Source organism: Actinomadura sp. NPDC000600, from assembly GCF_040492135.1.
In the GTDB taxonomy this organism is placed as follows: domain Bacteria; phylum Actinomycetota; class Actinomycetes; order Streptosporangiales; family Streptosporangiaceae; genus Spirillospora.
On sequence record NZ_JBEUPD010000035.1, the window covers coordinates 46226 to 69659 of the forward strand.

A 23434-nucleotide genomic window follows, 5' to 3' on the forward strand; every position below is an offset into this window, starting at 1 on the left:
CGAATTGATCAACATCGTCCGGGGTTCGCCCCTAGACTCGGGCGGTCGGGTACCCGGACAGGGAGGACCGTCCGTGAGCGGTGAGCACCATCCGGAGTGGGTGATCGATCCCCATACCCCCAGCGTGGCCCGGATGTACGACTACTACCTCGGCGGCAAGGACAACTTCGCCGCGGACCGCGAGGCCGCCGACCAGGTGGTGGCCGCGATGCCGAACGTGCTGGAGTTCACCCGCGCCAACCGCAGGCTGCTGTCGCGGGCCGTGACGATGATGGCCGAGCGCGGCATCCGGCAGTTCCTCGACATCGGCTCCGGGCTGCCGACCCAGGAGAACGTGCACCAGGTGGCCCAGCGCGCCGCTCCCGGTTCCAGCGTCATCTACGTCGACAACGACCCGATCGTGCTCACGCACGCGCGGGCGCTGCTGGCCGACAACCCGCTGACGACGGTCATCCAGGCCGACTTACGGGACCCGGAGAGCATCCTGGACGATCCCGAGGTCAAGGCCCGGATCGACTTCGACCGGCCGGTGGGGCTCCTGCTGCTGGCCATCCTGCACTTCATCCCGGACGAGGCGCGCCCGGCGGACATCGTGGCGAGGCTCCGCGCGCCGCTCGCCCCCGGCAGCCACCTGGCCGTCACGCACGGCCACCGCGGCCACGTCCCCCCGCAGGTCGAGGAGCAGGTGCGGGGCGCGTACGGCAGGACCGGAGCGGGCGACATCGTCCCGCGCGGGATCGACGAGGTCATGACGTTCTTCGAGGGCACCGAGCTGGTCGGTCCCGGCCTGGTCCAGGTGGCCGACTGGCGGCCGGACGCCGAGCCGGCCACGCCCGACATGTCGCGGCCGGGCTTTCTCGCCGGCGTCGGAAGGGTGATCTGATGCTGCCACTGGACCTGCTGTTCAGCCGGGCGTTCAGCGAGGACCCGTACGCCGTGTACGACGAGCTGCGCGCCTCCGGGCCCGTCCATCCGATCGACTTCCCTCCCGGCGCCACCGCCTTCCTCGTGGTCGACCACGAGCACGGCCGGGCGGCCCTGACCGATCCGCGCCTGTCCAAGGACAGCTCGTACAGCACCGTGCCCGTGAACGCCGAGCTGTTCTTCGGCGGCACGATGCTCGCCATGGACCCGCCCGACCACACCCGGATGCGCGGGCTGGTGGCGAAGGCGTTCACCGGCCGGCGGGTCGAGCGGCTGCGCCCCCGCGTCCAGGAGATCGCCGACGGGCTGCTGGACGGCATCGCGGCCCGCGGCGGGGCCGACCTGATCGAGGAGCTGGCCGTCCCGCTGCCGATCCAGGTCATCTGCGAACTGCTCGGCGTCCCGGCGTCCGACCGGGCCCGGTTCCGCGAGTGGACGGCCGTGCTGACCGTGCCCGCGCTGACCGCCGAGGCCCGCGAGCGCCGCCGCGCGGCGGCCCGGGCGTTCAACGACTACCTGCTCGCGGTCATCGCCGAGCGGCGGGCCCGTCCCGAGGACGACCTGGTCAGCGGTCTGATCACCGCCCGCGACGGCGGGTCCGCCCTCACCGAGGCCGAGATGCTCGGGACCGTCGCGCTGCTGCTCATCGCCGGGCACGAGACCACGGTCAACCTCATCGGCAACGGGGTGCTCGCCCTGCTCCGGAACCCGGGCCAGCTCGAACTGCTCCGGACGCGGCCCGAGCTGCTGCCGGCCGCGGTCGAGGAGCTGCTGCGGTTCGACGGCCCGGTGGAGCGCGCGAGCCAGCGCATCGCCCTGGAGGACATGGAGATCGCCGGGACGCCGATCCCCAAGGGCGCCTGGGTGCACGTCTCGCTCGGCGCCGCGGACCGGGACCCGGCGGTGTTCGAGTCCCCCGACCGGCTGGACGTGACGCGCGCTCCCAAGGGCCACGTCGGCTTCGGCCACGGGCCGCACTTCTGCCTCGGCGCCCCGCTGGCCCGGCTGGAAGGCCAGATCGCCATCGGCGGCCTGCTGGACCGCTTCCCCGACCTCGCCCTCGCGGTCCCGGCCGACGAGCTGCGCCACCATCGCACCGGCTCGATCGTCCGCGGCCTCGTCTCCCTCCCCGTCCACGTCTGAGCACCCGCTTGGACCTGACCACCGCCCGGGGCGGCGGTGGTCAGTCGTCGAGTCGGCGGTCGTGGCGGTGGGCGGCGTAGAAGTCCGCTTGGCGGGCCATGATGTCGCGCATCGAGGAGCCGCGCGGGACGCCGTAGACGGTGCCAGGGAAGTCCAGGGCGCGCTGCTTCTCCCAGAGGTCGTCGTGCCGGTCCGGGGAGAAGAGTTCGGCGGGGTCTCCGGCCGCCACCCAACCGATCGGGACGACCGTGTCCGGACGCAGCCGCGAGTTCACGTGCAGGACGCTGTTGATGCGCAGTTCAGAGCGCGTCCCGGCGACCGAGCCCGGGAAGAGGGACGCGCCGGTCGCCACGAAGACCTCGTCCTCGACGGTCGCGCCGTTGACGTGCGCGTGCGGTCCGACCAGCACGGCGTCGCCGAGGGCCGCCGGATGGCCGGCCCGGCCGCGGACCAGCGCGTTCTCCATGACCACGACGTTCGCGCCGGTCCGCACGGTGCCGTCCTCGGCGGTGAGGACCGCGCCGTGCAGGATGCGGGCCCCCTCCCCCAGGACGACGTCTCCGCACAGGACGGCTGAGGGGGCCACGTACGCCGACTCGGGAACGACGGGGCGCTTTCCTCGGTGCTCGAGCAGCATGTCCGAATCGTAGGCCGCGATCTATGCTCGGAGCGGCGGCAGGACCGGCGGGTGCGGCACGACGGGCGGTGGCTGCGTGGTGAGGCGGCGTCATGGTGACGGCGGCGGGATGGCCGGGCGCCTCCTGCGCCGGCGATGGTTCTGGCCGGCGGTCGCGGCCGCTGCGGTCCTGCTGGTCTCCGGGTTCGTGCTGGTCGAGCCCAGGGCGGCCGGCGACGGGTCGCTGCGGGTGATGACGTACAACCTGCGCGGCGTGAACGACCCGCCGCCCCGCGACTGGAAGACCCGGCTGCCGCTGGTCAGGCGCCTGCTGCGGGAGCACGACCCGGATCTGCTGGGGGTGCAGGAGGCGCGCTGGTACCAGGTGCGCGACCTCCTCCGGACGCTGCCGGAGTACGGCTGGATCGGCCTCGGCAGCCAGGGCGGCACCCGCGACCAGTTCCTGGCGATCTTCTACCGCGAGGAGCGGTTCGAGGTGCTGGACTTCGACCACTTCTGGCTCTCCGACACCCCGTCGGTGATCGGCTCGGCCACCTGGGGCAACCGGTACGTCCGGATGGTGACGTGGGCGAAGTTCCGCGACCGCCGCACCGGCACGGTGTTCTACCAGGCCAACACGCATCTGGACAACATGTCGGCGGGCTCGCGGGAGAAGAGCGCCCGGCTGATCCTCGACCGCGTCCGGGGTTTCCAGGCGGGCGCGCCGGTCGTCCTCACGGGCGACTTCAACGACACGGCCGGGGCGTCCCCGGCGTACTCGATCCTCACCGGGCCGGGCGCGTTCCGCGACACCTGGACGGCCGCGGACCGGCACGGGCCGCAGTACCGGACCGAGAACCACTGGGAGCCGCCGGAGCCGGGCGGCAGGCGCATCGACTGGATCCTGGTGCGGGGCCGGATCAGGACGGCGTGGGCCGAGATCGACCCCTACCGCTCCGGCGGGCTCTACCCGTCCGACCACGATCCCGTGCTCGCCCGGCTCGCCTTCCGGAACTGACCCGCCGGCGTGGACGGCGAACGGCCGGGCCCATGTGCGGGCCCGGCCGCTCGGCGGTGTCGCGGTCGTTCAGTGGCGGCGGGTCAGGCGAGGCCGGACTTCTTCAGCCACTCCTCGGCGACCTTCTCCTGGTCGTCCTTGTCGATGGCGACGCGCTTCATCATGTCGAGGAGGTCCTGGGTGGTGAGCTTGGCGGAGACGGCGTTCAGCGCCGCCTTGGCCTTGTCGTCCACCGCGGACTTGTTGACCAGCGGCGTGACGTTCTGGGCGGAGAAGACGTTCTCCGGGTCCTCCAGCACGACGAGCTTGTTCTGCTGGATCGTCGGGTCGGTGGTGAACAGGTCGGCGGCCTGGACCTTGTTCTCGGTGAGCAGCTTCACCAGGGTGGCCTGGGCGCCGGCGTCGAACGGCTGGAACTTCTTGAACTCCAGGCCGTAGGTCTTCTTGAGGCCGACGAGCCCCTGCTGGCGGGTCTTGAACTCCGACGGCCCCGCGATGATCAGGTCCTTGGCGACCGGCTTGAGGTCGGCGATGGACTTCAGCTTGTACTTGGCGGCCGTCTGCGGGTTGACGGTGACGGAGTCCTTGTCCTCGGCCTGCGCGGAGTCCAGGATCTCGACGCCGGCGGGCAGCTTGGCCTTGAGGGCGGCGTTGATCTCGTCGGTCGTGGCGGCGGTGCTGGACTTGTCGACCGAGGTGGTGAGCAGGGCGCCGTTGTACTCGGGCATCACGCTGATGCCGCCCTTGACGACCTGGTCGTAGTAGATCTCGCGGGCGCCGATGTTGAACTTGCGGGTGACCTTGACGCCCTTGGCCTCCAGCGCCTGCGCGTACAGCTCGCCGAGGAGGTTGCTCTCGGGGAAGTTCGCGCCGCCGACGGTGACGGTGCCGTTCCCGCCGCCGCCGGACAGCGGGTTCTTGTCGTCGCCGGAGTCCCCGCTTCCGCAGGCGGACAGCGACAGGGCGGCCACGAGGCCGACGACCGCGCCCCTGATGGTTTTGTTCATGGTGCTCTTCCTTCGGTTTTCAGGAGGATCGGGCGGAGCCGAGCAGGCCCGGTGAGACGAGGAGGCGGCGCAGCGCCGCGAAGGCCGCCTGGACGATCAGCGCGAGCAGCACCACCAGGACGGTGCCCCCGACGACGAGCTGGTAGTCGTTGCGGGCCAGGCCGTCGATGATGTAGCGGCCGAGGCCGCCGAAGCCCGGGTAGGCGGCGATGGTGGCGGTGGCGACGACCTGGATCGCGGAAGTGCGCAGCCCGAGCAGGATCAGGGGCAGCGCCATCGGCAGCTCGACCCGCCACAGCACGCCCCAGCCGGTCATGCCCATGCCGCTCGCCGCGTCCTTGGCGTCGGCGTCGACGCCGCGGATCCCCTCGAAGGTGTTGACGAGGATCGGCGGGACGGCGAGCGCCACCAGGGCGACGAGCACCGGGGTGATGCTGTACTCGATCACCACGACGATCAGCACCAGGCCGAAGGTGGGGACGGCGCGGGCGACGTTCGCCAGGCTGATCGCGAGGAACCCGCCGCGGCCGGTGTGCCCGACGAGCAGCCCGAGCGCGAGGCCGATGACCGCGGCGCACACCAGCGCCACGCCGCTGTAGTAGACGTGCTGGAGCAGCCGGTGCGGGATGCCGTCGCCGCCGTGCCACTGGGAGGACGTGGTGAGCCACGTCCAGAACAGGTCGATCTGGTTCCACAGCTCGTTCATGAGGTCATCCGGGCTCGGGCCCACGGCGTGAGCAGGCGTTGGACGGTGACCAGGATCGCGTCGGTGACCAGGGCCAGCAGGACGATCAGGACGGTGGCGGCCACGATCTGCGTCTGGAACTGGAGCTGGTAGCCGCGGATGATGTCGTAGCCGAGGCCGCCCTGGCCGATCAGCTGGCCTACGGCGACGAGGCTGATGGAGGAGACGGCGGCGACGCGCGTCCCGGCGATGACGATGGGCACGGCGATCGGCAGCTCCACCTGGAGCAGGCGCCGCAGCGGGCCGAATCCCATCGCGGTGGCCGCCTGCCGGACGGGCTCGGACACCGACGCCAGCCCGTCCACCACGTTCGGGACGAGCACCGACAGGCTGTACAGGGTCAACGGGATCATGACCGTGGACGCCGTCAGGCCGGTGTACTGGATGAAGACCATGAACAGCGCGAGCGACGGGATCGCGTAGAAGATGTTCGAGATCGTCAGCGCGGGCGGGTAGAGCCAGCGCCAGCGGCGGCACATCATGCCGACCGGCAGCGAGATGAGCAGGCCGAACAGCACCGGCAGCAGGGCGAGCCGCAGGTGGATGAGGGCGTGCTCGGACAGCGTGTCGGTGTGCTCGCCGATCCAGCCCCAGTCGATGTCCATCAGCCGGTGCCTCCGGCGTCGGCCCCTTCCGGATCCGCCTCTTCCGGACCGGCGGCGGTTCCGGCGGCGGTTCCGGCGGCGGTTCCGGCGGCGGCGCCGTCGCGGCCGTGGGTGGGCACGGCCAGCAGGTCGGTCCCGCTCGCCGTCCCGACGACGGCGCCGGTCTCGTCGACGCCGACCGCCAGCCCGGACGGGGACAGGACGGCCGCGTCCAGCGCGGTCCGCACGGAGTCGCCGCCGACCCGGAACGTCGGGCCGACCGGGCTGAGCTTCGCCTTGCCGAGCGGCCCGCCGGCCTGCGCCGGACGGGCCCAGCCGAGCGGGCGCCGGTCGTCGTCGACGACGAGCACCCAGTCCGTCCCGGCGGCGTCCGCCGCGTCGGTGCTCGCCGCGCGGACCGCGGCGTCGCTCAGCCTCAGGCCGCCCGTCTCGGCGAACGACAGGGTGCGGATTCCGCGGTTCTGGCCGATGAACCCGGCGACGAAGTCGTCGGCCGGGTGGGCGAGGAGGTTCTCGGGGCTGTCGATCTGGACGAGCTTGCCGCCGGTCTGGAACACCGCGATCCGGTCGCCGAGCTTGATGGCCTCGTCGATGTCGTGGGTGACGAACACGATCGTCTTGTGCAGTTCCTCCTGGAGGCGGAGGAACTCGTCCTGCAGCTCGGCGCGGACGACCGGGTCGACGGCGCTGAACGGCTCGTCCATCAGCATGATCGGCGGATCGGCGGCGAGCGCCCGCGCGACGCCGACGCGCTGCTGCTGGCCGCCGGAGAGCTGGAACGGGTACCGCCTGCCCATCGCCGGGTCGAGCCCGACCCGCTCCATCAGCTCCAGCGCCCGCGCCCGCGCCTTCTTCTTGTTCCAGGACAGCAGGTACGGGACGGTGGCGATGTTGTCGAGGATGGTGCGGTGCGGGAACAGCCCGGCGTGCTGGATCACGTAGCCGATGCCGCGCCGCAGCTCGGCGGGCTTGCGCTCGCGGACGTCCTGCCCGTCGATCAGCACGCGCCCGGACGTCGGCTCCACCATCCGGTTGATGGTCCGCAGGGCGGTGGTCTTGCCGCCGCCGGACGTGCCGACGAACACGGTGATGCGGCCCGCGGGGCAGTCGAGGCTCACGTCGTCGAGCGCGACGGTGCCCCCGGGATAGCGCTTGGTGACGCCCTCAAAGGTGATCAACGAATCACGTCCTCGCCGGGCGTCCCCCGTGACGCCGATGATCGATTCCGACTGGTTCCCCACCGCGACCCGTGGGTAACGTCATCCCAGTGTCCCTGCATGTCCGGCACGTCAAGCATGCAAGCATATCTACCGGTAATGCAGGGAAAGTAGCGTGTCGGCGTGGAGAACAGCCGAATCGTTATCGATGGGACATCCCTCACATGCGCGCAGGTGGCGCGCGCCGCCCGGGAGGATGTGGCGGTCGCCGTGGCCCCGGCCGGGGTCGAGCGGGCGCGCGCCGCGTGGCGACTCGTCCGTGAGATCACCGAGGCCCGGCCGGTGTACGGGCGGACGACGGGGGTCGGCGCCAACCGCGTCGTGGACGTCGAGTGGGAGGACGCCGACGCCCACGGGCTGCGACTGCTGCGCAGCCACGCCGCCGGAGCGGGTCCGCTGGTCGCGCCGGAGATCGTCCGGGCGATGCTGGCGGTCCGGCTGAACCAGATCGCGGCGGGCGGCTCGGGCGTGGAACCGGGCGCGCTCCAGGCGTTGGCGGACGTGCTCAACCTCGGCCTCCTCCCCCCGGTGCCGGTGTACGGGGCGATCGGCACGGGCGACCTGACCGCGCTGGCCTCGACCGCGCTGTGCCTTCTCGGCGAGCGGCCGTGGCTGCCCGGCCCGGACGGCGGTCAGGAGCGCGGCCCCGGCTACCGGCTCCGCTCCGCCGACGCGCTGGCGTTCATCAGCTCCAACGCGGCCACGCTCGGCGAGTCGGCGCTCGCGGTCGCCGACCTGCGGGTGGCGCTGCGCGCGTCGACGGTCGTGGCGGCGCTGTCGCATCTGGCCGTCCGCGCCTCGGAGGAGCCCTACGCGGAGGCGGTGCAGGACGCGTGCCCCCATCCGGGCCAGCAGCAGGCCGCGGCGGCGATGCGCGCGCTGCTCGCCTTCGACCGGCCGGCGCCGATGCGCATCCAGGACCCCTACGGCTACCGGGCGTTCCCGCAGGTGCACGGCCCCGCGCTGGAGGCGGCCGGCTACGCCGAGGAGGTCGTCACGCGGGAGATCAACGCCGCCGCCGAGAACCCGCTGGTGGACGTCCCCGGCCGGGCGGTCTGGCACAACGGCAACTTCCACACCGCCTACGTCGGGCTCGCCCTGGACGCGGCCCGCGCCGCCCTCTTCCAGACGATGGCGCTGGCCGCCGCGCGCCTCGGCACGCTCGCCGAGCCGTCGTTCACCGGCCTCTACCCGTTCCAGGGCGCCACGGAGGCCTCGTCCGGGATCATGATCCTGGAGTACGTGGCGCACTCGTGCCTCGCGGACGCGCGGCGCCTCGCGACCCCCGCGGCGCTCGGCAGCGCGGTGCTGTCGCGCGGCGTCGAGGAGCACGCGGGCTTCTCGACGCAGTCGGCGCGCGCCACGACCGACGCGGTCGCCGCCTACCGGCTCGGCCTCGGCTGCGAACTGGTGGCCGCCGTCCGCGCGCTGCGGATGCAGGGGCGGGCGCCGTCCGGCGGCCCGCTGCGCTCGGCGTACGACATGGCGGACGCCGTCCTCGACCCGCGGGTGGAGGACCGCCCGCTCGACACCGACATCGCCGCCGCCGCGGACCTCCTACCGCACCTGTCCCGTCTCCACCCCTGAGCCCGGTGGGAACGGTGATCTCACCCCGCCGGTGATCTCACCCCGCCGGCGGCCCGGTCTGCAGGAGACCTCGGCACACCGGTGGCCCGGCACACCGGCGGCTCAGCCGTCCGCCGGCGGTTCGCCGGTGGAGGCGCGGATGCGCAGGGACGGCTCGCGGACGACGCGGCGCTTGCGGGGCTTGCCGTCGATGACGTCCACGACGAGGCGGACGGCGGAGTGGACGATGCCGTCGATGTCCCACTCGACGCTGGTGAGCGGCGGGGTGAGCAGCGCCGACATCGGGTGGTTGTCGTAGCCGCAGACGGCGACGTCACCGGGGACGTCGAGGCCCAGCTCGCGGGTGGCGGCGTAGACGCCGTAGGCGATGGAGTCGGCGAAGCAGAAGACGGCCGAGGGGCGGTCGGGGCCGCCGAGCACCCGCAGCGCGACCTCGGTGGACTCGGGGAGGGACTGCGGCACGACCACCACGTCGACGCTCAGGCCGAGCCGCTCGGCCTCGGCGTTGACGTACACGTCGGCGGGGCGGTCGGGGGTGCTGGCGAGGGTGGGGGTGAACACGGTGAGGCGCTGGTGCCCGAGCGCCCGCAGGTGCTCCAGCGCGAGCGTGACGCCCCGCCGGTTGTCGAACACGACCTCGCCCTGCGCCTGCCCGCCGTGCAGGGCGTCGCCGATGGACACGACGGGGACCGAGGCCGCGAGCTCCGACCACAGCGCGGCGGACGGGTCGAGCGGCTGGACGATCAGGCCGTCCACCCGCTGGTCGCGCAGCCGCCGCGCGAGGGCCAGCTCGCGCTCGGGGTCGCCGCCGGCGTCCACGATCAGGGCGTAGCGGCCGCGGGCGAGCAGCGCCCGGCCGATGCCCACGGCGAGGGACTGCTGCCAGTAGTCCTCCAGCGAGCCGCACAGCAGGCCGACCTGGTCGGTGCGGCCGCTGGCCAGCGCGCGCGCGATCGGGTGCGCCTCGTAGCCCAGCTCCCGCGCCGCGGCGCGGACCCGCTCCTGCGTCTCCTCCGAGGTCTGGATGCCGCGCAGCGCGTACGACACGGCCGCGGGCGACAGCCCCGTCGCCTGCGCCACTTCGCGGATGGTCGCGCGCTTGCGCTTCTCCGACATCCCTCCAACCCTAGAGGCCGCCACCGACAGCGCGCCGCATCCGGGCTTGACGGCGTCATCACTGAAGCGGTTCACTGAAACGGTTAACTGATGCGGTTCAGAAGCCCTGGCCTGGCGATTCACGCCGGGTTACGGGCTTAGCGGACCGTGCCCGGCGACGGTTTCAGAGAGGAGCGAACCCCGTGTCTTCCGAGGTCCTGCCCCGTCCCGGCGGCCTGGAGCGCCTGCCCGGCCGTCCCCTCGACAAGCGGGAGCTGCGGGAGCTGGTCGACGACCTGGCCGAGCGGCCCGGCCTGTGGCGGCAGCACGTCGCGTTCCCGGAGGGGCGCCGCCACTACGTCTCCCTCCACCGGGACGAGCACGTCGACGTCTGGCTGCTGTGCTGGACGCCCGAGAACGACACCGGCTGGCACGACCACGACGTCTCCTCGGGGGCCGTCCGCGTCGTCGCCGGAGCCATCGAGGAGAACAACCCGCGCATCGGCGGCGAACCCCTGCGGACCGTCGTGCGGGAGGGCGCGTCCTTCTGCTTCGGTCCCGAGCACATCCACCGGCTCACGGGGGTGGAGGACGCCAGCGTCTCGATCCACGCCTACTCGCCGCCGCTGTGGCGGCTCGGCCAGTACTCCATCGACGAGACGGGGCTGATGCGTCGCCTGTCGGTCAGCTACACCGAGGAACTGCAGGAACCGGGGCCCGGGTCACCGGACGAGCCGACCTGAAGTGTTCTCTGCCTGAGGTGCTATCTACCTGAGGTGCTCTGGCGGGCCCGACCGGGGGCGACGGGCCCGCCAGAGGCGGCGCGTCCGGCGTAGCCCGCTCCCAACAACCGGACGCTCATACTCACTCAGCGCACGTCGTTCCGGATGTGTCACACCTTCGGCGAAAAAATCGGTCAGTCAGCACGCGATCGGTCAGCGCGCAGACGGTGACGACGACGGCGAAGCAGGAGACGGCGCCCCTGAGCAGCCCCGCCTCGTAGTAGGTGTCGGCGACCAGGCGGACGGCGGCGTACCCGGCCGCGGCTCCGGCGAGAAGCGCCACCGCCGCCTGGACGGCCCAGAGAGCGATGCGGGTCGCCCCTGCGCCGGTGAGCGTGCTCCGCAGTGCGTACACGGCGGCCACAGCGCAGACCAGCAGGCCGGCCGCCCCTGCCAGGAGCGGGGTGCCGAAGTTCACCCCGTAGCGGACGGCGAGCGCCGGGACGAAGAAGAGAAGCAGTCCCCAGCGCAACCCGTTGATGACCGACGCCAGGGCGTCCCCCACCTCGCCCGGTCTCAGACGGGACGACGCCCAGCGCGCACCCGCCAGGACGCACACGGCGACGGCCATCCCGGGCAGGCGTCCGCCCAGATGACCGAGGTTGTACAGCAGGGCGGTGTCATAGACGGCCAACACGATTTGCCCCAACGCCCAGGCAGACGCGGCGAAGAGAAGCATCTGCGCGAATGACCGCTCCTCTGGGGCGGCTTCCTCCTGCCCGGCCAGCCAGCGGAGCAGCAACGGCGTCACCACAGCCGAGCAGGCCCGAATCACGATGTCGTCCATCGTGTAGGGGTTGCGCAGATCCCACTCGACCAGGCAGAAGACGAACGTGTAGGACAGCGACGCGGCCCACACCGGCCACGAGCGCGCCAGGCGCCGGTAGAGGCCGCGATCCAGCCACCGCAGCACCGTCATGTACGCCAGCAGCGCGAAGGGCAGTTCCAGGAACGCCTGGACACGCAGGAGGGACGGCGCCAGCAGTTCCGGCATCGGGAAGTGTTCCGCGAGACCGCGCATGGCCGCGCCGTCCTCAAGCGCGAAATACCCCTCGGGGAGGTACTTCGCGATGAAGGACGCGTCCCCGCCGTGGACGCGCAGCATGTACACGGTGAAGAGCACTTGGTTCAGGTAGACGAGCCCGATGACGAGGCAGAGGAACGCCTCTGGACGAGCCCAGCGTCGTGTGGAGCCGCCGGGCAGAGGGTCAGGTGCGTGCCGCATCCACCGGGGCGCGGTCGCGAGGCTCACCGCCGCCGAGACCAGAACCGCCCCGTCCACGCCAATCGCCACGAGCGACAAACGTAGAGGTTTCCTCGGAAGGCCGCATGGGTGCCAACGACGCCGTGAGCCGGGCCCGCATCCACTTCGCGCCCGGACGTTCCACAAGCCGGTGCACCGCGTAGGCGGCCAGCAGCGAGGTCCCGACCACCACCGCCAGCGCCGTCCACCGGTTGAGGCCCGGATACACCGCGTCCAGCAGGGGAAGCGCGAGCTGGGAGTGGACGAGGTAGAGCGGGTACGTGAGCGCCCCGAGGACGGTCAGGCCCCGCCACCGCAGCCGGCTCAGCCGCCCGGTCGCGACGAGGATCATCACCGCGAAGATGCCCGTGATGACGGCGCTGACCACGGTCTCGTCCGCGCCCCTGAAGACGTGCTCCGCGCGCCAGGAGCCCCAGCGCAGCGCCACCAGGTAGGACGCGGCCACGTAGCCCCAGAGCAGCAGCGTCGGCCCGAACCGGTGGATCATGTACAGCGCCATGCCCGCGATGAAGTAGCAGCTCCAGGTCGGGACCAGCATCACCTGGAGCAGCTTGTTGTCGGCCTCGTCGGCGAAGACCCCGCCGAGCAGCCAGGCCGCCATGAAGATCAGGCAGGACCGGTAGGTGATCCCGATCCCCGCGAGGACGGCGGCGAGCACGTAGAAGTGCAGCTCGACCCAGAGTGTCCAGTAGACGGCGTCCACGTTCCGCAGTCCGAGCCCGCCTTGCAGCATCGTCAGGTTCGGGACGACCAGGCCGGGGACGCCGTGCCCCATCCGGAAGACCGCGTAGACGGCGGCGCCCAGCAGCACGCTCACCCAGTACGCGGGCATCAGCCGGACGAGCCGGGAGATGCCGAACTCCCCCGGGCCGCGTCCCCACGCGCTCATGAGGATCACGAACCCGCTGATGACGAAGAACAGGTCGACGCCGAGGTACCCGAACCGGGTGACCGGGGCGATCTCGGGGAAGACCTCCTGCGACGGCGAGGGCCACGCCCCCGCGCCCCCGAATCCCGTGAAGTGGTAGAGCACCACCGCCATCGCGGCCGTGAAGCGCAGCAGGTCGAGTTCGCGCAGCCGTTCCCGTCGAGTCACCGCGGAACCCTCCCGTCGCCAGGTTGCCCGGTCCGATCCGCGGGGTGAACGGCGGATGGAAGGAAGGACACGATCGGCCGCGGGGCGGTGACGGCATGGTGACGCCAGGGTCGCGGAGTGCCCGCGGCAGAGGCGCGAGGTCAGTAAGATGCGGAGGCGTCCCCCTGATTCATTGGTGGTACTCCATGACATCTCGCCGCGCCCGACGCGGCGCGGCGACTCGGATGCTGTGCCTCGGCCTGGCGGCGGTCCTGTCGCTCGCCGGCTGCTCGATGGTCGCGGGCTGCTCCCTGCTCGCGGGTTCGGTGCACAAGCCGGCAGCGGCGGACGGTCCTGACGACCGGGCGCGCAAGACCCCGCCCGTGGTGATGTTCCTCGGCGACAGCTACACGGTCGGCGACCGCGGCGTCGAGCCGGAGTCGACGTACGCCTCCGCGACCGCGCGGCTGCTCGGCTGGCAGGTCGTCGTCGGCGGGCGGTCCGGCACCGGGTACGTCGCGACGGGCCGCGGCCCGCGCGCCTTCCTCGGCCTGTTCGAGAGCCAGCTCGGCTGGCGCCCCGCGCCCGACATGCTGGTGGTGTCCGGCGGCCACAACGACTGGCGGACCCCCGCGCCGCAGGTCGCGGCGGCGGCGCACGTCCTGCTCCAGCGCGCCCGGCAGCGCTGGCCCGGCACCCGCCTGGTGATCCTGGGCCCGCTCTGGGGGACGGGGACGCCGCTGCCCGGCGCGGTCGCCGTCCGGGACGCGCTGAAGAACCTCGCCGGGCAGCTCGGCATCCCGTTCGTCGACCCGATCGGCGAGCAGTGGATCACCGGGGACCTGCTGACCGGCCAGGGCAACGCGCCCCGCCTCATCAAGAGGGACCGCACCCATCCGACGCCGGCGGGCCACCTCTACGTGGCGACCCGCCTGGCGGCGGACCTGAAGCGGCTGGGCCTCGATCACCCCGTCCGCAAGGGCTGAGCCCGTCCCGTCCGGGCCGGGGCCCGGACGGGAGGGCGTCAGCGGGACGCGGGGCGCGCGAGGGTGAGGGAGAAGTCGCCCGCCTCGTCGGTCCAGAACTCGGCGAGCTCCATCCCGGCGGCGCCCAGCTCCGCCTCCAGCCGCTCGCGCCGGAACTTGGCGGAGATCTCGGTGCGCATCTCCTCCCCGTCCTCGAACGAGACCTCCAGGTCGAGGCCGCCGACGCGGACGTCCTGGGCGCGCAGCGACCGCAGCCGCATCTCGATCCACTCCTCGGCCCGGTTCCAGACCGCGACGTGCTCGAACGCCTCCGGGTCGAAGTCGGCGTCCAGTTCCCGGTTGATGACCGACAGGACGTTGCGGTTGAACTCGGCGGTGACGCCCGCCGCGTCGTCGTAGGCGCGCACGAGCCGCTCCTCGTCCTTGACGAGGTCGGCGCCGAGCAGCAGGAAGTCGTCCTCGTCCATGGTGGCGCGCAGGCCGCCGAGGAACCCGATGCGCTCGGCGGGCGGCATGTTGCCGATCGTCCCGCCGAGGAAGGCGACGAGGCGCCGCCCGCCGCCGGGCAGCAGGTGAAGGTGCTGCTCGTAGTCGGCGACGACGGCCCGGACGGCGAGGCCGGGATGGTCGGCGGCGATCCCGGCCGCGGCCTGCTCCAGGAAGTCGCCGCTCACGTCCACCGGCACGTAGGTGCGCAGCGTGCCGGCCAGGGCGTTCAGCAGCAGCCGGGTCTTCTCCCCCGAGCCGGCGCCGAGTTCCAGCAGCGTCCCGGCGCCGGTGGCGGCGGCGACGTCGGACGCCCGGGCGGCGAGGATCTCCCGCTCCCGCCGGGTCGGGTAGTACTCCTCCAGCTTCGTGATCTCCTCGAAGAGCGCGCTGCCGCGCTCGTCGTAGAACCACTTGGGCGGAAGGGTCTTGGGCGTGCCGGAGAGCCCGGCCCGGACGTCCTGGCGGAGCGTCTTGGCGAGATCGTCGGCGGTCAGGAACCGGTCCACGTGGTTCTCCTTCAGAGTCGGGTGATGCGGACGCCGGTGTCGAGATCGGCGGTGACGAGCGAGCGGTCGGGGACGCGGCGCCACGCGGCGTCGCCGTCGAGCGGCTCGGAGGCGATCTGGACCGCGTCCCCGCCCTCGCGGACGAACAGCGAGTCGCCCCAGGTCGTGGCGGCCAGGGACGTCCCGTCCGAGGCGAGCAGGTTGTAGCGGCCGGGGGCCAGCGCCGTGATCGCGGTGACGACCGCGGCGAGGCCCTCGCCGAGCGGGGCGCCCTCCCGCCAGTTCCGGACGGCGAGGGCGAACAGCGGTGCCGAGTCGACCGGGGCGCGGGCGTCGGGGACCTCGGCGATGTCCCCGGCCAGCTCCCGGAGCTTGGACTCGACGCCGCCGTAGCCCTCGATCTTCCCGTTGTGGCTGAACAGCCACGGCCCGGCGCGGAACGGCTGGGCGCACGACTCGTCCACCGGGAACCCGACGGTCGCCGACCGCAGCGCCGCGACCGCGCACGACGCGCGGACGGCCCCGGCGACCTCGCGGAACGACTGGTCGGTCCAGATGGGCTGGGCGCGGCGGAACCGGACGGCCCCGCCGTCCTGGTACCAGCCGACGCCGTACCCGTCGGCGTTGAGGATGGCGCCGTTCGTCATGCGCGGCGCGTACGACTGGACCTCAAGGGAGTGCTCCCCCTCGTAGATGAGGGAGTGCAGCGTGCGCTCGGGGCCCAGGTAGCCGAGATGGCGGCACATTCAGCGCGCCTCCCCTGCCGACGGGGCGGCCGAGCGGGCGCACCGGAACCCGGAGAAGATCTGCCGCCGGATGGGGTAGTCCCAGTTGCGGAACGAACCGCGTATGGCGAGCGGGTGCGTCGCCCAGGAGCCGCCCCTCAGCACCTTGTAGTCGGGTCCGAAGAAGACCTCCGAGTACTCCTTGTAGGGGAACGAGCGGAAGCCGGGGTAGCCGTGGAAGTCCGACGACGTCCACTCCCACACGTCCCCTAGGAGGCGCCTCACCCCGTACGCCGACGCACCGGCCGCGTAGGAGCCGGTCTCGGACGGGCGGAGCGCGCGCTGCCCGAGGTTGGCGCGTCCCTCCTCGTAGACGTCGCCCCACGGGTAGCGGCGGGACCGTCCTGCGGCGGGGTCCCAGCGGGCGGCCTTCTCCCACTCGGCCTCGGTCGGCAGCCGCTTCCCGGCCCACCGCGCGTAGGCGTCGGCCTCGTACCAGCACACGTGCTGGACGGGTTCGCCGGGCGGGACGGGTTCGGTCCTCCCGAACCGGCGCCGCATCCACTGCCCGCCCTCCCGCTCCCAGAAGGCGGGAGCGCGCTTGCCGCTGCTGTTGCGCCACTCCCATCCCGCCGGGTCCCACCAGCGCGGGTCGTCGTATCCGCCGGCCTCGATGAAGGCGATGTAGGCCGCGTTGGTGACCGGCTCCACGTCGATGTAGTACGCGGGCAGGTCGACGAGGTGGGCGGGGCGCTCGTTGTCGTACGCCCATGGTTCGTCCGACGTGCCCATCTGGAACGGGCCCGCCTCGATGAGCACCTCGTCTGCGCTCGGCGCCCCTCCGGCGGCGGGGACCTGGAGTGGCTCCGCCTTGGGGTCGAGCAGGGCAGGTGCACCGCGGCGCAGTTGGTGAGTGGCCAGCATGGTCTCGTCGTGCATGTGCTCGTGCTGGACGACCATCCCGTACACGAACCCGCCCGATGTCAGCGGGTCCGGGGTGTCGAAGCGCACCGACGACAGCGAGTCCAGCACCTTGGAGCGGACCGTGCCGATGTAGGACCGCGCCTCCTCCGGCCTCAGGAGCGGCAGCGTCGGCCGCTCCGCCCGCGGATGCTCGAACGCGTCGTACAGGTCGTCGATCTCGGGGCGCATCGCCTCCTGCCCGGCGGCCGCGCGCAGCAGCCACAGCTCCTCGTAGTTGCCGACGTGCGCGAGGTCCCACACGAGCGGCGACATCAGCGGCGACACCTGCGCGGTGAGCTCGTCCTCGGCGAGGACTCCGGTGGTGAGCCCGAAGCTGCGGTCGCGCACCGCGCCGAGCTCGTCTGCGATCAGTTCCTTCAGGGCGGCCTCGTCGGCGGACGGGCCAGGGACGCTCATGTCGGATCCTCCATCGGACGTGTCTGGGAGCCGGCGGCAGGATGCTCGACGGCGGGACTGGCGGCGACAGGCCGGTCGTCGGCACGCCGGTCGTCGGTGAGGCGGTCGGCGGTAGGACTGTCGTGGTCGGGCCGGTCGGCGGCAGGCCGTCCGGCGGCGGGACCGTCGGCGGGACCGTCGTCGGCGGGGCAGCGGCCTTGCAGGACGTACCGGTCGGCGTACTCCTCGACCAGCGGCACGAGCCCGGACGCGCCGAGCCGCGGGAGCGCGTCCAGCGCCGCCGCGAAGCACGCCAGCGCGGCCCTGGCCAGGGCCGGGTCCGCCAGGCCGTGGCAGGCCGCCGACGCCCACCGGTCCGCCACCGGCTCGGCCGCGGCCTCGGCGGCGCGCGAGGCGGCCGGGTCGTCCAGCAGGGCGGTGGCGACGGCGACGGGCACCGGCCAGTACGGGCCGGGCAGCGCGTCGATCATGCGCAGCTCCAGCCAGCCGCGCGGCCGCACCGGCGGGAACAGCGTGGACAGGTGGTAGGCGAGGTCCTCTTCGCCCGGCTCCCCCTTGTCCAGCCACTCCCGGAAGGACATCCCGGGCGCCGACACCCATCGTCCGTCCGGTGTGTGGACGAGCATGACCTGGGCGTCGAGCGCGTACCGCGTCCACGCCTCGGCCGGGTCGCCGTCCGCCCCGTCCCGCAGCACGGGCAGCGTGCGGCACGGGTCGAGCTCGGTCCAGATGGCCTGGCGGGACGAGCGCATCCCGGTAGGGCGGCCGGCCCGCAGCGGCGAGTTGGCGAACGCCGCGACCAGCACCGGTCCGAGCGCGTGCACGAGCCGCCAGCGGCGGGACGCGTCCGGGTCGTCGGCGCCGATGTCCAGGTTCACCTGGACGGACGCGGTCGAGCACATCATCGCCATGCCCGCGTCGCGGAAGCCGCCCGCCCGGAAGTAGTCCCGCATGCACGCGTAGCGCGGATGGTCGGCCTGGAAGCGGGGCCTGCGGACCGGGTCGACGCCGTGCCCGACGAGCGCGAGCCCGTCCGGCGCGATCGCATCCTGCACGTGCGCGATGTCGCGACCGAGCGCGGCGGTCAGGTCGTCCAGGGCCTGGAACGGGGCGGAGCTGAGTTCGAGCTGCCCGCCCGGCTCGTAGGTGACCTTGCTCCCGCCGGCCGGCGGCCCGGCCCCGTCCACGAGCGCGCGCACCCGCTCGGCGGGCACGTGCGCGGCCGGGTCGGCGGCGTCGACGACGATCCACTCGGTCTCCGCGCCGACCGTCCCGGGCGGGCCCGTCTTGAAGCAGACGCCGCGAATGTGCTGGTAGACGTCGTCCACTGTGAGCCGGGTCACCATTGACTCCTCACGTAGTTCGATAACGAGTTCGAATCCTTCCCTGCTGAACCGGATCAGGAATCAGCGCTTTTTCAGGAACTTTCTTAAATCTCCGTGAACGTCACTGTCCGCAGCCCTCACTGCTACCTTCCGTGCTATTCGACGTAACGTCCGATCTCCGGCTTCTCATGGGTTGACCGGAAGCGCTAGAGTCCCCCTGGCCAGCGATATGCACGTTTTGTCGGAAGTGAAACCGGACGGAGACGGGGGCTCACATGGGCGGAGACCTGGGCTCGCTCTATGACGCGCACGCCGACCGCCTGTACGCCTACTGCTGGTCGCTCGTGGGCGACCAGCTCGCGGCGGCGGCCGTGGGCGACACGTTCAGCGCGGCCGTGCACCAGCCGCCGCGCGGCGACAGCGTCCTCTGGCTCTACTCGCTCTCCCGCACGGCGTGCGCCGAGCGCGGCGCCTTCACCGGCGAGGTGGGCGCCGCCGGCGGCCGCGGTCCGCTGTTCGCCGACCCCGACCCGCTGCTGCGCGCCGCCGCGGGCCTGCGCTCCGACCACCGCGAGGTGCTGCTGCTGTGGGCGGGCGAGTGGCTCGAACCGCACGACATCGCCCGCGTCCTCGGCATCGCGCCGGACACCGTGATGCAGCTGCTCAACGCGGCGCGGACGCGGCTGGAGCGCGCCGTCCTCGACATCCTGATGCGCGGCACCGCCGCGCCGCAGTTGGACCTCATCTCCGCGTTCGAGAAGGGGCGTCTGCCTCGGCTGCTCGCCCGGCGGGCCCCCGCGCACGCGCCGGGCTGGCTGCGCGAGCAGGTCCTCGCCGCCTGCGAGGAGGAGGCCACCCGGCCGCTGCCCAGCGTCATCGCGCCCAGCCCGCTCGTCGTCATCGGTCCGGAGCGGGCGGACCGCCCGAAGCACGGGTCGCCCGGCGCGACCCCCAAGGGCCGCGTCTCCCGGGGCCTCGGCGCGGTCGCGGGCGTCGCGGCCTCGGCCGCCGCCGTCATCGGGCTGCTGGTGTCCTGGCCCACGGCCAAGGGCGGCAGCGCCGCCTCGCTCGTCCCGACGTCCAGCAGCGGGCAGACCCACCCGGCGTCCACGACGAGCGGCGGCGTCCCGCAGGACCCGGCGCCCGGCCTGTCCGGCACGAAGCGCGCGGACGACGGCTCGGGGAACCCGGTGACGAGCGCGTACGGCTCGCCGCCGCAGCAGGCGGGCGGCACCCAGGGCGGCGCGCCGGGCGGCGGCGCGGCGCCGGCTCCACCCGCGGCCTCTCCGTCGAAGGAGCCCGCGCGCGAGAGGCCGCCGGCGTCCGGGACCCCCTCGAAGCCGGAGAAGCCGTCCACGCCTCCGGACGACTCGACGCCGACCACTCCCCCGGACTCGCCGTCCGACCCGACGACCCCGCCGGACGACGGCTCCACCGACCCGACGACGCCCCCGACCGACCCCCCGTCCGACCCGCCGTCGGACCCGGGCACCCCGAGCCCGAACCCCACCTCCAACCCGGCTCCGCAGCCGAGCGGGGACTGACGGGCGTCAGGCCTGCGCGGCGTCCGCGACCGGGGAAGCGGGCGCCGGAGCCGCGGCGGGCTCGTGGCGGCGTTCCAGGACGAGGAGCAGCCGACCGACGAGTGCGCCGGTGAGCATGGCCACGACGTGGCCGACGGCGGCGACCTCCAGCGTGAGCAGGCCGTCCAGCAGCACGGGCGCGAGCGCGCACCAGCCGGCCAGCGCGAGCAGCCGGCGGACGCGCCCGTGCCCGTACAGGAAGGCCGCGACGAGCGCCGCGCACAGCACGTAGGACGGTCCGACGTCGGGGATCGTGCGGACGGAGTCCGAGAGCAGGCCCGCCTCCAGCCGCACCAGCGCGATGCCCTGGCTGATGAGCGTGCCGAGCACGTGCGAGGCGGCGATGAGGGCGACGGCCCGCAGGTTCCCGAACCGCCGGGTGATGGGGAACAGCCCGATCGCCACCGCGACGAGCAGCACGCCCTGCGCCCCCTCGGCGACGAACGCCGAGGCGACCAGCGTCCCGACCGGGTTGACCGCGAGGTTGGCCAGGTTGGTGCTCGCCCAGGCGATCACCGCCTGCCGCGCGCCCGGCGGCAGGACCAGGGCCTGCACCATCCACACGGCCGCGAACAGCCCGAGGAACGTCACAGGCATCGGATAGGACCTGAGGATCCGGCCGAGCCTCGCGAAACCCATCACACCGGCAGCCTAATCCGGGACCTACGCCGCCACGGCGCCTTCGACCGGAGAGGCGCCGCGCCGCACCAGGAGCGCGGCGACGATCGCGGCGAGCGCGACGGCGCCCGCCACGGTCAGGGACGTCTGGAAGCCGTCCATGAACGCGAGGTGGCTCCCGGTCGTGATGGCGTCCGCCGCCTCCTTCGACGTGCCGGGCGGCACGGGCGCCACGCCCTGGGACACGAGCCCGCCCTGCCCTTCCAGCTGGCGCGCCGCCGCTCCGGGCAGGCCCGCGTCGGTGAGCCGCCCGAACAGCACGTCCCCCACCCTGGTCGAGAGCAGCACACCCAGCACCGACGTGCCGAGGACGCCGCCGACCTGCGCGGCGGTCTGCTGGAGTCCGCCCGCGACGCCCGCGAGGTGGGCGGGCGCGTTGCCGACGATGGCCTCGGTCCCGGCCACGATGACCATCCCGAACGCCAGGCCGACCAGCACGAACCACGGCCACAGCTGCACGTACGGGGCGTCCACCCCGATGCGCGACAGGCCGAACATCGCGGCCGCGGTGAACGCCATCCCGAGGACGAGGGGCACCCGCGGCCCGAACCGGCTGGTCAGCGCGCCCGCCACCGGGGACGCGACGATGAACACGCCGGTCATCGGCAGCATCCGCACGCCCGCGTCCACCGGGCTCATGCCGTGCACCTGCTGCAGGTACAGGGTGATGAAGAAGATCGTCCCGAACATCCCGAAGAAGCCGAGGACGATGAGGCCGGTCGCCGCCGACAGCGACACCGACCGGAACAGCCCGAGGGGCAGCAGCGGGCGCTCGACCCTCAGCTCGTTCCAGACGAACGCGGCGAACAGCACGACGGACGCGGCGAACGACACGAGCGGCACCGCGTCGCCGAACCCGTTCTCGCCGGCCTTGATGAGCCCCCAGACCAGGGCGAACAGGGCGCCGCTGAGCATCGCGACACCCGGCAGGTCGAACGAGCCGGCGGCCTCCTCGTCCCGCGACTCGCGGATCACCCACAGGCCGACGAGCAGCGCGACCAGCCCGAGCGGGGCGTTCAGGAAGAACACCGACTCCCAGTTGACGTTCTCCACCAGCAGGCCCGCGACGATCGGGCCGCCCGCGATGGAGATGCCGACCGTGGACCCCCAGATGCCGATCGCGGCGTTGAGCCGTTCGGCCGGGAACGTGTTGCGCAGGATGGCGAGGCTCGCGGGCTGCAGGAGCGCTCCGGCGAAGCCCTGCACGACCCGCCAGAAGATCACCATGCCGAGCCCGCCCGAGAGCCCGATCAGCAGCGACGACACGGCGAACCCGATGACGCCCGCCAGGAACGTGCGCTTGCGGCCGAACCGGTCGGCGATCTTCCCGGCGGGGATCAGCGTGACGGCGAGCGCCAGCAGGTAGGCGTTGGTGACCCACTGCAGGCCGGACAGGCTCGCGCCGAGGTCCTTGGCGATCGCGGGGTTGGCGATGGACACGACGGTCGCGTCCAGCCCGACCATCATCACGCCCAGCGCGACCGCGACGAGGGTGAGCCAGGGATGGCCGTGGCCCGCTCTCGCGGGACGGCCGCGCGCCTGGTCGCGCGGCGTTATGGGGACGGCGCCCGGTTCGAGGATCTCGGCGCCCTGGGATTGAGTCATCATCGACCTCCGGCTTGGCAGGGTTCCAAAATTGTCATGGCATGACACTTGTCGTCAACTGCCCTTGGTCTCGACACGACATGTTTCACATCACGACAGGCAACGGTCGACGGGGGATCGCCGGGCGATTACAATGCGCGCATGACCGCGACCGCCCCCGAGACCGGCACACCCGGCCCCGGTTCCCAGCCCCCGGGCAGGCGCGAACGCAAGAAGCAGCGCACCCGAGAGGCGCTCGTCGACGCGGCGTTCACCCTCTTCGCCGAGAAGGGGTTCGACGCCACCACCGTCGAGGAGATCGCCGACGCCGTCGACGTCTCGTCCCGCACGTTCTTCCGCTACTTCGCCTCGAAGGAGGACGTCGCCCTCACCTTCCAGGAGGAGCAGACCCGCGCCGTCCTGGCCGCGCTCGGCGAACGCCCGCCGGACGAGCCGATCATGACCGCGCTGCGGCACACCGTGGTGGAGATCGCGCGCGCCTGCGAGGCCGGCGAGCTCGGGTTCGAGCCGGGCCGCTTCGAGTGCATGCTGACGATGATGAGCGACAGCCCGACGCTCATGGCCGGCAGCCTGGAGCACGCACAGCGCAAGCAGGCGCTGCTCACCGAGGTCATCGCCGAGCGGATGGGCCTCGATCCCGCCACGGATCTGCGCCCGCACGTCGTCGCCGCCGCCACCACCTGCGCCTTCCAGGCCTCCGCCGACGCCGTCAGCCGCCTCGGCGGGACGTTCACCACGCTGTCGGAGACCGTCGACCAGGCCTTCGCCATCCTCGAAGGCGGCCTGAACGACCCCGTCCCGCCCGCCGACCGAACCGGTCCGGACGGCGACTGACCCGCTCGCCCCGGCGACGGAACCGCCCCGGACGGCGTCTGCCCGTCCGGGCCGGGCGGCACTGCCGCGTGCCCGACGGCATCTGATCCTCCCACCCGGCGGCCGGCCTTCGCGGATGGCGTCCGGTCCCTCCTGCGCCGTGGGATCCCATGGGATCCCCTTGCCGACCTGCGAGGACGCGGTCGCGCCGGGTGTGCGGGGCGGTGCCGGGGGTACTTCCGTGCGAACCGGGGGACGGCCCGTCC

At 72.8% G+C, this 23434-nt stretch carries 22 protein-coding genes; 8 read left to right on the forward strand and 14 right to left on the reverse strand.

Annotation, left to right across the window (positions count from 1 at the left end):
- Nucleotides 1-73 precede the first annotated feature (73 nt).
- Together ABWI07_RS35320 and ABWI07_RS35325 are read left to right on the forward strand one after the other, a co-directional pair.
- Complete coding sequence (locus ABWI07_RS35320; protein WP_235037367.1) at nucleotides 74-883, forward strand: SAM-dependent methyltransferase; 810 nt, start codon at nucleotides 74-76, stop codon at nucleotides 881-883.
- The gene (locus ABWI07_RS35325; protein ID WP_353821235.1) at nucleotides 883-2067 is read left to right on the forward strand and encodes a cytochrome P450 family protein; all 1185 of its coding nucleotides are present in this window, start codon (nucleotides 883-885) and stop codon (nucleotides 2065-2067) included. The genes ABWI07_RS35320 and ABWI07_RS35325 overlap by 1 nt, the downstream gene beginning before the upstream one ends.
- 40 nt (nucleotides 2068-2107) lie before the next feature.
- Here ABWI07_RS35325 and ABWI07_RS35330 read toward each other — a convergent pair whose 3' ends face one another.
- On the reverse strand, nucleotides 2108-2704 hold the full coding sequence (locus tag ABWI07_RS35330; protein WP_149264101.1) for a gamma carbonic anhydrase family protein: 597 nt from the start codon (nucleotides 2702-2704) through the stop codon (nucleotides 2108-2110).
- A 79-nt stretch (nucleotides 2705-2783) separates the two neighbouring features.
- Here ABWI07_RS35330 and ABWI07_RS35335 point away from each other — a divergent pair, with 79 nt between their 5' ends.
- Nucleotides 2784-3701 (forward strand): endonuclease/exonuclease/phosphatase family protein, encoded by a 918-nt coding sequence (locus ABWI07_RS35335; RefSeq protein ID WP_353821236.1) that lies wholly within the window; start codon nucleotides 2784-2786, stop codon nucleotides 3699-3701.
- A gap of 83 nt (nucleotides 3702-3784) precedes the next feature.
- Here the strand turns inward: ABWI07_RS35335 and ABWI07_RS35340 are convergent, their stop codons facing one another.
- Genes ABWI07_RS35340 through ABWI07_RS35355 form a run of 4 tightly spaced genes read right to left on the reverse strand, consistent with a single transcriptional unit; the run spans nucleotide 3785 to nucleotide 7236 of the window.
- Nucleotides 3785-4708, reverse strand: a complete 924-nt coding sequence (locus tag ABWI07_RS35340; protein ID WP_353821237.1) for an ABC transporter substrate-binding protein — start codon at nucleotides 4706-4708, stop codon at nucleotides 3785-3787.
- Nucleotides 4709-4727: 19 nt separating this feature from the next.
- The gene (locus tag ABWI07_RS35345) at nucleotides 4728-5414 is read right to left on the reverse strand and encodes an ABC transporter permease (protein WP_149264104.1); all 687 of its coding nucleotides are present in this window, start codon (nucleotides 5412-5414) and stop codon (nucleotides 4728-4730) included.
- Complete coding sequence (locus ABWI07_RS35350; protein ID WP_149264105.1) at nucleotides 5411-6058, reverse strand: ABC transporter permease; 648 nt, start codon at nucleotides 6056-6058, stop codon at nucleotides 5411-5413. The genes ABWI07_RS35345 and ABWI07_RS35350 overlap by 4 nt, the downstream gene beginning before the upstream one ends.
- Nucleotides 6058-7236 (reverse strand): ABC transporter ATP-binding protein, encoded by a 1179-nt coding sequence (locus ABWI07_RS35355; protein WP_353821238.1) that lies wholly within the window; start codon nucleotides 7234-7236, stop codon nucleotides 6058-6060. The genes ABWI07_RS35350 and ABWI07_RS35355 overlap by 1 nt, the downstream gene beginning before the upstream one ends.
- Before the next feature lie 162 nt (nucleotides 7237-7398).
- On the opposite strand from ABWI07_RS35355, the gene ABWI07_RS35360 reads away from it, so the two are divergent.
- Complete coding sequence (locus ABWI07_RS35360; RefSeq protein ID WP_353821239.1) at nucleotides 7399-8862, forward strand: aromatic amino acid ammonia-lyase; 1464 nt, start codon at nucleotides 7399-7401, stop codon at nucleotides 8860-8862.
- Nucleotides 8863-8964: 102 nt separating this feature from the next.
- On the opposite strand, the gene ABWI07_RS35365 is transcribed toward ABWI07_RS35360, so the two are convergent.
- Nucleotides 8965-9978: a LacI family DNA-binding transcriptional regulator gene (locus ABWI07_RS35365; protein ID WP_149264108.1), complete on the reverse strand. Its 1014-nt coding sequence runs from the start codon at nucleotides 9976-9978 to the stop codon at nucleotides 8965-8967.
- 182 nt (nucleotides 9979-10160) lie between these two features.
- On the opposite strand from ABWI07_RS35365, the gene ABWI07_RS35370 reads away from it, so the two are divergent.
- Nucleotides 10161-10700 carry a cysteine dioxygenase gene (locus ABWI07_RS35370; protein ID WP_353821240.1) on the forward strand — a complete coding sequence of 180 codons (540 nt, stop codon included), beginning with the start codon at nucleotides 10161-10163 and terminating at the stop codon, nucleotides 10698-10700.
- Nucleotides 10701-10821: 121 nt separating this feature from the next.
- Here the strand turns inward: ABWI07_RS35370 and ABWI07_RS35375 are convergent, their stop codons facing one another.
- Both ABWI07_RS35375 and ABWI07_RS35380 read right to left on the reverse strand, forming a co-directional pair.
- Entirely contained in the window at nucleotides 10822-12033 is a 1212-nt protein-coding gene (locus ABWI07_RS35375) for a hypothetical protein (RefSeq protein ID WP_149264110.1), read from the reverse strand.
- Nucleotides 11948-13099, reverse strand: a complete 1152-nt coding sequence (locus ABWI07_RS35380; RefSeq protein WP_353821241.1) for an acyltransferase family protein — start codon at nucleotides 13097-13099, stop codon at nucleotides 11948-11950. The genes ABWI07_RS35375 and ABWI07_RS35380 overlap by 86 nt, the downstream gene beginning before the upstream one ends.
- Nucleotides 13100-13284: 185 nt before the next feature.
- Between ABWI07_RS35380 and ABWI07_RS35385 the strand changes: the two genes are divergently transcribed.
- Nucleotides 13285-14064, forward strand: coding sequence for an SGNH/GDSL hydrolase family protein (locus tag ABWI07_RS35385; RefSeq protein WP_235037369.1), 780 nt, complete (start codon nucleotides 13285-13287; stop codon nucleotides 14062-14064).
- Between the two features lie 38 nt (nucleotides 14065-14102).
- On the opposite strand, the gene egtD is transcribed toward ABWI07_RS35385, so the two are convergent.
- From egtD to egtA, 4 genes are read right to left on the reverse strand one after another with little or no spacing between them, the layout of a single operon-like run.
- Nucleotides 14103-15059 (reverse strand): L-histidine N(alpha)-methyltransferase, encoded by a 957-nt coding sequence (gene egtD / locus ABWI07_RS35390; protein WP_149264112.1) that lies wholly within the window; start codon nucleotides 15057-15059, stop codon nucleotides 14103-14105.
- An 11-nt stretch (nucleotides 15060-15070) separates the two neighbouring features.
- A complete protein-coding gene (gene egtC / locus ABWI07_RS35395; protein WP_149264113.1) occupies nucleotides 15071-15805 on the reverse strand; it encodes an ergothioneine biosynthesis protein EgtC in 735 nt (244 codons plus the stop codon).
- Nucleotides 15806-17164: an ergothioneine biosynthesis protein EgtB gene (gene egtB / locus ABWI07_RS35400; RefSeq protein WP_149264114.1), complete on the reverse strand. Its 1359-nt coding sequence runs from the start codon at nucleotides 17162-17164 to the stop codon at nucleotides 15806-15808.
- A complete protein-coding gene (egtA, locus tag ABWI07_RS35405) occupies nucleotides 17161-18510 on the reverse strand; it encodes an ergothioneine biosynthesis glutamate--cysteine ligase EgtA (protein ID WP_502912883.1) in 1350 nt (449 codons plus the stop codon). The genes egtB and egtA overlap by 4 nt, the downstream gene beginning before the upstream one ends.
- A 254-nt stretch (nucleotides 18511-18764) precedes the next feature.
- Between egtA and ABWI07_RS35410 the strand changes: the two genes are divergently transcribed.
- Nucleotides 18765-20033 carry an RNA polymerase sigma factor gene (locus ABWI07_RS35410; protein WP_353821243.1) on the forward strand — a complete coding sequence of 423 codons (1269 nt, stop codon included), beginning with the start codon at nucleotides 18765-18767 and terminating at the stop codon, nucleotides 20031-20033.
- A 6-nt stretch (nucleotides 20034-20039) separates the two neighbouring features.
- Here ABWI07_RS35410 and ABWI07_RS35415 read toward each other — a convergent pair whose 3' ends face one another.
- Nucleotides 20040-20711 (reverse strand): rhomboid-like protein, encoded by a 672-nt coding sequence (locus ABWI07_RS35415; RefSeq protein ID WP_353821258.1) that lies wholly within the window; start codon nucleotides 20709-20711, stop codon nucleotides 20040-20042.
- A 24-nt stretch (nucleotides 20712-20735) separates the two neighbouring features.
- Entirely contained in the window at nucleotides 20736-22355 is a 1620-nt protein-coding gene (locus ABWI07_RS35420; protein WP_149264211.1) for an MFS transporter, read from the reverse strand.
- A gap of 141 nt (nucleotides 22356-22496) precedes the next feature.
- On the opposite strand from ABWI07_RS35420, the gene ABWI07_RS35425 reads away from it, so the two are divergent.
- Nucleotides 22497-23189 carry a TetR family transcriptional regulator gene (locus ABWI07_RS35425; RefSeq protein WP_149264118.1) on the forward strand — a complete coding sequence of 231 codons (693 nt, stop codon included), beginning with the start codon at nucleotides 22497-22499 and terminating at the stop codon, nucleotides 23187-23189.
- Nucleotides 23190-23434: the final 245 nt, after the last annotated feature.

Excerpts from the sequence above, each read along its gene's own strand:
- ABWI07_RS35325 (WP_353821235.1), top strand. The coding sequence starts at position 883 with ATGCTGCCACTGGACCTGCTGTTCAGCCGGGCGTTCAGCGAGGACCCG.
- ABWI07_RS35330 (WP_149264101.1), bottom strand. The coding sequence starts at position 2,704 with ATGCTGCTCGAGCACCGAGGAAAGCGCCCCGTCGTTCCCGAGTCGGCG.
- ABWI07_RS35340 (WP_353821237.1), bottom strand. The coding sequence starts at position 4,708 with ATGAACAAAACCATCAGGGGCGCGGTCGTCGGCCTCGTGGCCGCCCTG.
- ABWI07_RS35345 (WP_149264104.1), bottom strand. The coding sequence starts at position 5,414 with ATGAACGAGCTGTGGAACCAGATCGACCTGTTCTGGACGTGGCTCACC.
- ABWI07_RS35350 (WP_149264105.1), bottom strand. The coding sequence starts at position 6,058 with ATGGACATCGACTGGGGCTGGATCGGCGAGCACACCGACACGCTGTCC.
- ABWI07_RS35365 (WP_149264108.1), bottom strand. The coding sequence starts at position 9,978 with ATGTCGGAGAAGCGCAAGCGCGCGACCATCCGCGAAGTGGCGCAGGCG.
- ABWI07_RS35385 (WP_235037369.1), top strand. The coding sequence starts at position 13,285 with ATGACATCTCGCCGCGCCCGACGCGGCGCGGCGACTCGGATGCTGTGC.
- egtC (WP_149264113.1), bottom strand. The coding sequence starts at position 15,805 with ATGTGCCGCCATCTCGGCTACCTGGGCCCCGAGCGCACGCTGCACTCC.
- egtB (WP_149264114.1), bottom strand. The coding sequence starts at position 17,164 with ATGAGCGTCCCTGGCCCGTCCGCCGACGAGGCCGCCCTGAAGGAACTG.
- egtA (WP_502912883.1), bottom strand. The coding sequence starts at position 18,510 with ATGGTGACCCGGCTCACAGTGGACGACGTCTACCAGCACATTCGCGGC.
- ABWI07_RS35410 (WP_353821243.1), top strand. The coding sequence starts at position 18,765 with ATGGGCGGAGACCTGGGCTCGCTCTATGACGCGCACGCCGACCGCCTG.
- ABWI07_RS35415 (WP_353821258.1), bottom strand. The coding sequence starts at position 20,711 with ATGGGTTTCGCGAGGCTCGGCCGGATCCTCAGGTCCTATCCGATGCCT.
- ABWI07_RS35420 (WP_149264211.1), bottom strand. The coding sequence starts at position 22,355 with ATGACTCAATCCCAGGGCGCCGAGATCCTCGAACCGGGCGCCGTCCCC.
- ABWI07_RS35425 (WP_149264118.1), top strand. The coding sequence starts at position 22,497 with ATGACCGCGACCGCCCCCGAGACCGGCACACCCGGCCCCGGTTCCCAG.